Origin of the sequence: Burkholderia sp. BCC0322 (assembly GCF_902833045.1) — a bacterium.
Taxonomy (GTDB): Bacteria; Pseudomonadota; Gammaproteobacteria; order Burkholderiales; family Burkholderiaceae; genus Burkholderia.
Genome location: NZ_CADFDU010000008.1, coordinates 178,848 through 188,066, shown reverse-complemented (window position 1 = coordinate 188,066; position 9,219 = coordinate 178,848). Strand labels below are relative to the sequence as shown.

Below are 9,219 nucleotides of genomic sequence, written 5' to 3'. Positions count from 1 at the left end.
ATGACCCTCATGACCGATTCCACTTCCGCTGCCGTTTCCGCCGAATCCACTCAGCCCGACGTGCGCGCGTATGTCGTGAATCGCATCGGCTTTCTCGAACTGAACCGGCCGAAGGCGCTGAACGCGCTGTCGGTCGGCATGATCCGGCTGATGCAGCAGGCGCTCGACGCGTGGCGCGACGATCCCGAAGTCGTCGCGGTCGTCGTGCACAGCCCGCATCCGCGCGCGTTCTGCGCGGGCGGCGACGTGCGTTTCTTCCACGATGCGTGGCAGCGCGGCGACCGCGATGCGGTCGACACGTTCTTCATCGAGGAATACACGCTCAACCACACGATCTTCACGTATCCGAAGCCCTATATCGCGCTGATGCACGGTGTCGTGATGGGCGGCGGCATGGGTATTTCGCAGGCGGCGCGGCATACGGGCGGCCTGCGTGTCGTGACCGATTCGACGAAGATGGCGATGCCGGAAACGCGCATCGGCCTGTTCCCGGACGTCGGGATGAGCTGGTTCCTCGCGCGCACGCCCGGCGCGATCGGCCGCTATCTCGCCGTGACCGGCGCGACGCTCGACGCGGCCGGCGCGCTGTACGCGCAGCTCGCTGACGTCTATCTGCCCGATCCCGCAATGCCGGCGCTGCTCGATACGCTGCACGGCGCGCGCATCGACAGCGGCGAGCAGGCGGTCGCGTGCGTGGCCGCCGCGGCCGCCGCGCACAAGGTCGTGCCGACGCCCGACACGTCGGCGCTGGCCGACGCGCGTGCCGGGATCGATCGGCATTTCGCGCAGCCGGACATCGGCGCGATCCTCGCGTCGCTCGACGCCGAGCAGGATTGCGCGGCCGTCGACGGATGGGTCGAGAAGGCGACCCATGCGATGCGCGAACAGTTGTCGCCACTGTCGATGGCCGTGTCGCTGGAAGTCGTCGAACGCGCACGCGGCGCGACAATGGCAGACTGCTTGCGCCGCGATCTCGATCTCACGCGCTCGACGTTCGCGCGCGGCGACGTGATCGAAGGCGTGCGCGCGCTGATCGTTGACAAGGATCACCAGCCGGCCTGGCGTTTCAAGTCGTCCGCCGATATCGACCGCGTGGACCTGCTGGCGATGTTCGACAGCCCGTGGACGCCTGATACGCATCCGCTGCGGAAACTGCAGGACTGAAGTTAGCTGGACCGACCGAGCGCGAGCTGGAAACAAAAAGCCCGACCGGTATGAGCCGTTCGGGCTTTTTTCATTGTGTAGACCGGTTGGCGGTCGAAGGGCGTAGCGCTTGCGTCCGCGTTATTCGTCGCCAGCGTCGTCCGACATGAACGCGCGCATGAACACGAGGGCACCGAAGCCCCATACCGCGTTCGCCGCGAAGCCGGCTGCGAGCACGGGCATCATGTTGCCCGACGGCCAGATGCCGCGCAGCGGATCGATCGCGAACACGCGGGCGGCCGTCAGCACGATGCCGCCGAACACCAGTGCGCCGATCCACGATGCCTCGCGCTCCGGCGAGACGCGCAGCAGCCATGCCATCGGGATCGCACAGCACGCGCTGATCAGCGCATTCGCGACAAATTCAGGAATGCCGAGCGGCGCGAACGGCTGCGTGGAGAAGCCGGTTGCGGCGATCAGGTCGGCCGTATGAAGGAGTGCGAGCGTGGCTTCGCGGAAAAACAGGGCGGCCAGGAAGCCGGACAGGAATGGCAGGATGACTTTCTGCATCGATGAGTGCACCGCGGGCGCGCACAGCCGGGGCCGTCCGCGCGGAGTTATTCGGATAGGTGCGTCATTATAGGGCCCGCCCGCCGCGATATTCGCTCCAGCGTCGTGCTAATCACGAAAGCGGAAAACCTAAGCTCAAAAAAATCGTTCCAAAGCCCTGCACCGATCCCTAGACTGATTTCCCAGAAACAGCCGTGCAATCGCGTCCTCGCCCGCTGCACGGCCTGACCGGCGAGCCATCCCGATTCGAACGCACACCATGCATGCGCCGCTCATCCGCGACGCGAGCAGGGCGGTGTTTTTTCAAATTCCGGCAAGGACAGTCAAGCAGGAGCAGCAGATGAATGTGTTCTGGTTTATCCCCACGCATGGCGACAGCCGCTATCTCGGCACGGCCGAAGGTGCGCGCGCCGCGGATTACGATTACTTCAAGCAGGTCGCGGTGGCGGCCGATACGCTCGGTTACGAGGGCGTGCTGCTGCCGACCGGCCGTTCCTGCGAGGATGCGTGGGTCGTCGCATCGAGCCTCATCCCGGCAACGCAGCGCCTGAAGTTCCTGGTCGCGATCCGTCCCGGCATTGCATCGCCGGGGCTGTCGGCGCGGATGGCTGCAACGTTCGACCGCCTGTCGGGCGGCCGCCTGCTGATCAACGTCGTGACCGGCGGCGATGCCGCCGAACTCGAAGGCGACGGCCTGTTCGCGGATCACGACACGCGCTACGAAATCACCGACGACTTCCTGAACATCTGGCGCGGGCTGCTGTCCGCGTCGCACGACAACGGCGGGTTCGACTACATCGGCAAGCATCTGCAGTCGAAGGGCGGCAAGGCACTTTATCCGCCCGTGCAGCGTCCTCATCCGCCGCTGTGGTTCGGCGGCTCGTCGCCGGCCGCGCATGAGATCGCGGCCGATCACATCGACACCTACCTGACCTGGGGCGAGCCTCCCGAGGCCGTCGCGAAGAAGATCGCCGATATTCGCGCCCGCGCGGAGGCACGCGGCCGCAAGATCCGGTTCGGTATTCGTCTGCACGTGATCGTGCGCGAGACCGAGGACGAGGCATGGCGTGACGCCGAACGCCTGATCAGCCGCCTCGACGACGAAACCATCGCGCGTGCGCAGAAAGCGTTCGCGAACATGGATTCGGAAGGCCAGCGCCGGATGGCCGCGCTGCACGGCGGCAAGCGCGGCGGCCGCGAGGCGCTCGAGGTGTATCCGAACCTGTGGGCCGGCGTCGGTCTGGTGCGCGGCGGCGCGGGCACTGCGCTCGTCGGCAATCCGGAGCAGATCGCGGAGCGCATGCGCGAATACGCGGATCTCGGCATCGAGACCTTCATCCTGTCCGGCTATCCGCACCTGGAGGAGTCGTACCGTTTCGCGGAACTCGTATTCCCGCTGATCAAGGGCAACGGTGCGGCGAAGGCGACCGGCCCGCTGTCGGGCCCGTTCGGCGAGATCGTTGGCAACAGCTATCTGCCGAAAGCGGCCCAGAGCTGAGCGACAGGAGGCCTGCGATGACAACGAAAACGTCGACGACGGGCGCGGCCGTCGCCGCCCGCGCATGGCGCGGCGTCGCACCGTGGCTCGTGCCGCTTGCGCTGCTGGCGGCATGGGAAGTCGGTGCGCGCATCGGCTGGCTGTCGACCCGCGTACTGCCGGAACCGGTGGCGGTCGTGCGAGCGGCCTGGTCGCTCGTGACGTCGGGTGAAATGTGGGCGAACGTGAAGGTCAGCACCTGGCGCGCGCTGTTCGGTTTCGCGATCGGCGGCGGCGTCGGCCTCGCGCTGGGGCTCGCGACCGGCTTGTCGAAGGCGGCCGAGGTTGCACTCGATTCGACGATCCAGATGATCCGCAACATCCCGGCGCTCGCGATGATTCCGCTCGTGATCCTGTGGTTCGGCATCGACGAGAAGGCGAAGCTGTTCCTCGTTGCGCTCGGCGTGTTCTTCCCGGTCTACATCAACACGTACCACGGGATTCGTTCGGTCGATGCAAACCTGATCGAAATGGCGAAGAGCTATGGCGTGCGTGATTTCGCGCTGTACCGCGACGTGATCCTGCCCGGAGCGCTGCCGTCGATTCTCGTCGGCGCGCGCTTTGCGCTCGGGCTGATGTGGGTGATGCTGATCGTCGCGGAAACGATCTCCGCGCAGTCGGGCATCGGCTACATGACGATGAACGCACGTGAATTCCTGCAAACCGACGTGGTGGTGGTCGGCATCCTGCTGTACGCGGTGCTCGGCAAGCTGGCCGACGTGCTGGCGAAATGGCTCGAGCGTGTGACGCTGCGCTGGCACCCCGCGTATCAATCAGGAGCAAAGGCATGAATGCGACGACTTCGGCGGCCGCCTACGGCCCGCTCGCCGGCGCGGACCTCGAGGCCGAACTTGCGCAGGCGCGTGTCGCGGACAGCGACGCGCGGGACGCGGCGGTTCTCGAGCGTGACGGCAGCGCATCCGTCGTTCCGCTCGCGCGGCGACGGCCAGGAAGCCCGGCGCCCGACGATGCCGTGACACTGTCGGGCGTCAGCAAGCGCTTCGGGGCACGCACGGTACTCGACAACGTCGAGCTCGGCATCGCGCGCGGCAGTTTCGTCGCGATCGTCGGACGCAGCGGCTGCGGGAAATCGACGCTGCTGCGTCTCGTTGCCGGGCTCGAGCAGCCGAGCAGCGGCGCGCTCGAGACGCGCGGCGAGGGCGGCGGCGAACTCGATACGCGGATCATGTACCAGGATGCGCGCCTGCTGCCGTGGAAAACCGTGCTGCAGAACGTGATGCTGGGCCTCGGGCGCGGCGCGCGCGACCAGGCACGCGCGGTGCTCGATGAAGTCGGCCTGCTGGAACGCGCGAACGACTGGCCCGCGCAACTGTCGGGCGGACAGCGGCAGCGTGTCGCACTGGCCCGCGCGCTCGTGCACCGGCCTCAACTGCTGTTGCTCGACGAGCCGCTCGGCGCGCTCGACGCGCTGACCCGCATCGAGATGCATGCGCTGATCGAGCGGCTGTGGCGTGAGCATCGATTCACCGCGCTCCTCGTCACACACGACGTGCAGGAGGCCGTCGCGCTCGGCGATCGCATCCTGCTCATCGAGCAGGGGCGGGTGGCGCTGGATCAGCCGGTGCCGCTCGACCGGCCGCGCGCCCGCGCGTCGGCGGCGTTTGCGGCGCTGGAGGATCGCGTGCTGAAACGCGTGCTCGCCGGCGGGCCCGGTGCGGCCGATCAGGGCGCGGTGCATGAGACAGACAACGTTCGACCGGTCGGGCAGATCCGCTGGGCCGTTTAAATCCGGGCGGCAGCGGCCGCCCGTTCTGAGATCTTTTTCTTCGGAGCGATCAACCTGATGAGCATCACTGCAATCAACGTACGTAACCAGTTCAAGGGCAAGGTCAAGGAGATCATCCGCGGATCGGTGGTCTCCGAGGTCGACGTCGAGACGCCGTTCGGCATCGTCACGTCGGTGATCACGACCCGTTCGGTTGACGAACTCGAACTGAAGGTGGGCGCGGAAGTCGTCGCGCTCGTGAAATCGACGGAAGTATCGATCGCGCGCCTCTGAGCCCGCGTGTCCTGCACCGACGCGGCGCCGCGGGCAACCTGCCCGTTGGCGCCGCTCGGCATTGGCGCAGCGCGTTTGCGTTGGTATTCGACGTCCGGACGAAGTGCTAGGATGGAGCGACACCGATGCCGGAGGCGAACGCATGACCCCCATCCTTTCCCCCGAAGCCATCGAGGCGCTGAAGTGGATCGACCAGTTCGGCGAAAGCCGGCCGGTTCCCGCTGCGTTCGACGACGTCGTCTACGCGTTGCTGAACGAGGGGCTGATCTACCAGGCGACAGCCGACCGGGTCGACCTGACGGCCGATGGCAAATCCTTTTTATCCGACGAATACGATTGAGCGCACGGCGCCGGCCGCGCGGGCGGCCGGGCGCTGCGTCGCCACGGAGCGTGAGATGGAACCGAGAGGCAGCGACCTCGGCGATTTCAGCGAGCCGTATCGCGGCTTCGAGATCGAGGTGAAGACCGAGCAGGTCTGGGACGGCGAGCATGCGCATTACCGCGTGCTGCAGGGTGAGGCCGTGCGGATCGACTGGCGGCTCGTCAAGGTCGACGGGATGCTGCTGACCGAACGGCGCGTGATCGAGCGCGTGCTCGCCGAGGCGCGGCGGGCCGTCGATGCGGAGCTGGGCGAGGGGTAGCCTGCGTGCCGGGCAGGTACGGCCCGTCTTGCGGTAAAATGCCGGGTTGTTTCCGCGCTGCCCGGCCTGTTGCCCGAAATCCATGTCCGTACCGTCCTCGCTTCCTCCCCGCCGCGTATCCGTCGCGCCCATGCTCGACTGGACCGACCGCCATTGCCGGTCGTTCCACCGTACGCTGACGCGCGACACGTGGCTGTATACGGAGATGATCACGACCGGCGCGCTGCTGTTCGGTGATGCCCAGCGGCATCTCGCGTTCACGCCGAACGAATCGCCGGTTGCGCTGCAACTGGGCGGCAGCGAGCGCGACGATCTCGCGCGCGCGGCGAAGCTCGGCGAGCAGTGGGGCTACGACGAAATCAACCTGAATTGCGGATGCCCGTCCGAGCGCGTGCAGCGCGGCGCGTTCGGCGCGTGCCTGATGAACGAGCCGCAGCTCGTCGCCGACTGCGTGAAGGCGATGCGCGATGCGGTGTCGGTGCCGGTCACGGTCAAGCACCGGATCGGTGTCGACGCGGTCGAAGACTACGCATTCGTGCGCGACTTCGTCGGCACGGTGGCCGAGGCTGGCTGCGAAACGTTCGTCGTGCATGCGCGCAATGCGATCCTGAAGGGGCTGTCGCCGAAGGAGAATCGCGAGATCCCGCCGCTCAAGTACGACTATGCGTATCAGTTGAAGCGCGATTTCCCGTCGCTCGAGATCGTGATCAACGGCGGCATCACGACGCTCGACGAGGTTGCGCAGCATCTCGAGCATGTCGACGGCGTGATGCTCGGCCGCGAGGCGTATCACAACCCGTACGTGCTCGCGGAGGTTGATACGCGCTTCTACGGATCGACCGCAGCGGTGCCGACGCGCGAAGAGGCCGAGGCGAAGCTGATCGAATACTGTGCGGCCGAACTGAAGCGCGGGACCTACCTCGGCGCGATCGTGCGGCACGCGCTCGGGCTGTATCGCGGCATGCCCGGCGCACGCGGTTGGCGTCGTGTGCTGTCCGACAACAAGAAGCTTGCGCGCGCTGATCTGGCCGTGTTCGACGAGGCGCGCGCGCATCTGAACGAGGCCGAAGAAGTTTTTGAAAAAAAAGCTTTGCAAGATTCAAAAGTGTTCGTATAATCTTGTTCTTCGCTGCTGAAACACAAAAGCAGCGAAGAACAAAAAGCAGTAACAGTGGTGGCTGTAGCTCAGTTGGTAGAGTCCAGGATTGTGATTCCTGTCGTCGTGGGTTCGAGTCCCATCAGCCACCCCAAAGAATTCCAAGCAGTATCAAGTCGTTAGAAACGGCACTGTCCCAAAAGACAGTGCCGTTTTTGTTTTGGAATGCCCAATTTGGGAATTCCATACCTCATCGCTTTACGAGCGTCATTCGATCCTCGTGCCGACCGCGCAAGCGACCAACAACACGACACTCCGGTCTTTGGTCTACGCGAGAAACGCCAGCGCGAACTGAACTGAAACGAAACGACGACGACCTCGACAACGAACAACGCCGCTATACGCGCAACCCGCTCTTAACGATCGACCGCATTGCTCGCAATCCCCGCCTGAACCGTTCGAGTATTTCGAAAAACCACCCACGACCACAAAGCGCCGCCCGCGACCTTCGCGACGAACTGCAATGCGGCGATCGTCGGGAACACTGTCCCGAATGCAATCAGTGGAAAGATGATGGAGTCGACGGCCGCGCCCGCGACGTTCGCGCCGTTTGCGCGTGCCAGTATCGGAAAGCGACGTGCGAGTTGAAACACGATTGCGCTCGCCAAGGCTGCCGAACCGAACGCTACGAGAGACGCGAGGGCGATTTCCTTGGCAGCCGGATTGAGCGCGTAACTGACGACGCCAGCGGCCGCGATCAACGCGAACATCCGTGACCAAAGCGCGCGGCCGCGCCAGTCCAGGTGGAGCCGGTCTCGGATCGCGAGATCGAGTCCGATCAGAAAGAACGCGATGATCGGTGTAGCAGCCGGCCCGAAATGAGCGACCATCAGGTTCGCGACAGCGACTGCTGCGATATAGATCAGGACGTACATGTTTTCCCTGCGGTAAAGAGTGCGCGCTGCATCGATTCGGAGCCGAAGTTTGCCATACATGGCCGATTAAACGGACTGGCTAAGCGAACGGGCGCATCGCTGCGAGCAAGCCGGGTGGAATTGCGCACGATGGGCGGGCGGCCGGGGTTGGGAGCGACGGGTATCGTCACTGTGTCGCAGGTTTTCATCCATGGACCTTCAACGCGAGCGTGTATGGCCGTATCCCGTCGACGTGACGTTGCGAAGTTTCGTTTTCCGCCTAATGTTCTTGCGCCCCGTGCCGTTATCTTTCATGGACAGCCCTCGTGCCTCGAATGCTGATCCGTTTTCTTGCCTGCTCGCGTTCCGCGTGAGCAGGCTTTTTTCGTTCATGGCCGCGCTTTGCCGCATGAATGGCGGAATGGGGCAGGGATTTGGCGCGAGCCGACAATGCGCAACAGTCTTACATGGGTGTAATGTGTCGACTTCCTCGTGCCCTCATGCTTTGCAGGGCCGTTCGATCCCGGCGACCAATGAAGGTGTCGGGATTTTTTTTGCCTGCATCCCGTTGCACTGGCAACGAGTTGCAGCGACGCCCGGCAGGTAGGCGCTGACGCGATCGGCTTCTATGAGCACAACGGCTGGCAACTGGCGGGTATCGAAACGAGCCGCATCGGCCAGACGGAGGTCACCGACCGGATCTACGCGATACAGGCGTAGCGGCCTCGCGGCATTCGCACGAATGGCCACACGAGAAGCGGCCATCGCCGGGCAACGGTCGAACGTACTCCGTCGTTACCCGCCGCAGTACCGCATGAGCAGATCGGCTTCCGTCTCGTGCACCTCGACGGGCAGGGTCGTTGCGCCTGCATAGGCGAGATAACGCGCGCGATGCTGGCCGTTGCGGAACGACGCCACGCCGACTTTCGACAGGCCGGGGATGCCGAGCAGCGTTCGCGTTCTCGTCTCGCGAAACGTGATGTACGGCATGTCCGGAATCCTGTCCTGCTCAGGATCGAGGAATTCGCGAATGCCCGCGGCCTTTCCAGGGGCCCAGTACAGCACCGACGGCAACACGTAGTCCGTCGTGTCTCGGTCGGCGCATTCCAGCAGTTTTTTCACGTCGATCGTCACGACGCGGTGTCGCGTATCGTCGGACGAGAATACCCGCTTGAGATGCGCATAGGCATAGGGGGCGTGCCCGGGAAGCTGGATAATCCAGACTTCTACGCCATTCTGTTGTGCGCGGGCGAGTGCCATGGTTTCCTCTGGTGCTGCAAGCGGTCTTCTTGACTGGA

Annotated in this window: 11 protein-coding genes, 1 tRNA gene and 1 pseudogene; 10 read left to right on the top strand and 3 right to left on the bottom strand. The window is 64.7% G+C overall.

Annotated elements, in window-relative coordinates:
• The first annotated feature begins 9 nt into the window (after nucleotides 1-9).
• Complete coding sequence (locus HWX39_RS22855) at nucleotides 10-1,164, top strand: enoyl-CoA hydratase/isomerase family protein (RefSeq protein WP_175970100.1); 1,155 nt, start codon at nucleotides 10-12, stop codon at nucleotides 1,162-1,164.
• A gap of 120 nt (nucleotides 1,165-1,284) precedes the next feature.
• Here the strand turns inward: HWX39_RS22855 and HWX39_RS22850 are convergent, their stop codons facing one another.
• Entirely contained in the window at nucleotides 1,285-1,713 is a 429-nt protein-coding gene (locus tag HWX39_RS22850) for a hypothetical protein (protein WP_006484223.1), read from the bottom strand.
• A 340-nt stretch (nucleotides 1,714-2,053) separates the two neighbouring features.
• Between HWX39_RS22850 and ssuD the strand changes: the two genes are divergently transcribed.
• The 8 genes from ssuD to HWX39_RS22810 all read left to right on the top strand — a co-directional run bounded on the left by ssuD (nucleotide 2,054) and on the right by HWX39_RS22810 (nucleotide 7,161).
• Nucleotides 2,054-3,211, top strand: a complete 1,158-nt coding sequence (ssuD, locus tag HWX39_RS22845) for an FMNH2-dependent alkanesulfonate monooxygenase (protein ID WP_175970099.1) — start codon at nucleotides 2,054-2,056, stop codon at nucleotides 3,209-3,211.
• Between the two features lie 17 nt (nucleotides 3,212-3,228).
• A complete protein-coding gene (ssuC, locus tag HWX39_RS22840; RefSeq protein WP_175970098.1) occupies nucleotides 3,229-4,041 on the top strand; it encodes an aliphatic sulfonate ABC transporter permease SsuC in 813 nt (270 codons plus the stop codon).
• Nucleotides 4,038-4,997 carry an ATP-binding cassette domain-containing protein gene (locus HWX39_RS22835; RefSeq protein ID WP_175970097.1) on the top strand — a complete coding sequence of 320 codons (960 nt, stop codon included), beginning with the start codon at nucleotides 4,038-4,040 and terminating at the stop codon, nucleotides 4,995-4,997. The genes ssuC and HWX39_RS22835 overlap by 4 nt, the downstream gene beginning before the upstream one ends.
• 57 nt (nucleotides 4,998-5,054) lie before the next feature.
• Nucleotides 5,055-5,270 (top strand): TOBE domain-containing protein, encoded by a 216-nt coding sequence (locus HWX39_RS22830; RefSeq protein ID WP_006476104.1) that lies wholly within the window; start codon nucleotides 5,055-5,057, stop codon nucleotides 5,268-5,270.
• 142 nt (nucleotides 5,271-5,412) lie between these two features.
• On the top strand, nucleotides 5,413-5,610 hold the full coding sequence (locus HWX39_RS22825) for a hypothetical protein (protein WP_048243884.1): 198 nt from the start codon (nucleotides 5,413-5,415) through the stop codon (nucleotides 5,608-5,610).
• A gap of 55 nt (nucleotides 5,611-5,665) precedes the next feature.
• A complete protein-coding gene (locus HWX39_RS22820) occupies nucleotides 5,666-5,911 on the top strand; it encodes a hypothetical protein (RefSeq protein WP_175970096.1) in 246 nt (81 codons plus the stop codon).
• A 130-nt stretch (nucleotides 5,912-6,041) separates the two neighbouring features.
• Nucleotides 6,042-7,028, top strand: coding sequence for a tRNA dihydrouridine(20/20a) synthase DusA (gene dusA / locus HWX39_RS22815; protein WP_071334403.1), 987 nt, complete (start codon nucleotides 6,042-6,044; stop codon nucleotides 7,026-7,028).
• A 57-nt stretch (nucleotides 7,029-7,085) separates the two neighbouring features.
• Nucleotides 7,086-7,161, top strand: a tRNA-His gene (locus HWX39_RS22810).
• 262 nt (nucleotides 7,162-7,423) lie between these two features.
• Here the strand turns inward: HWX39_RS22810 and HWX39_RS22805 are convergent.
• Nucleotides 7,424-7,942, bottom strand: a complete 519-nt coding sequence (locus HWX39_RS22805) for a VUT family protein (protein WP_175970095.1) — start codon at nucleotides 7,940-7,942, stop codon at nucleotides 7,424-7,426.
• A gap of 594 nt (nucleotides 7,943-8,536) precedes the next feature.
• Here HWX39_RS22805 and HWX39_RS36850 point away from each other — a divergent pair.
• Nucleotides 8,537-8,641, top strand: a pseudogene (locus HWX39_RS36850) (GNAT family N-acetyltransferase); the annotation flags it as partial.
• 75 nt (nucleotides 8,642-8,716) lie between these two features.
• On the opposite strand, the gene HWX39_RS22800 reads toward HWX39_RS36850, so the two are convergent.
• Nucleotides 8,717-9,181, bottom strand: coding sequence for a hypothetical protein (locus HWX39_RS22800; RefSeq protein ID WP_175970094.1), 465 nt, complete (start codon nucleotides 9,179-9,181; stop codon nucleotides 8,717-8,719).
• Nucleotides 9,182-9,219: the final 38 nt, after the last annotated feature.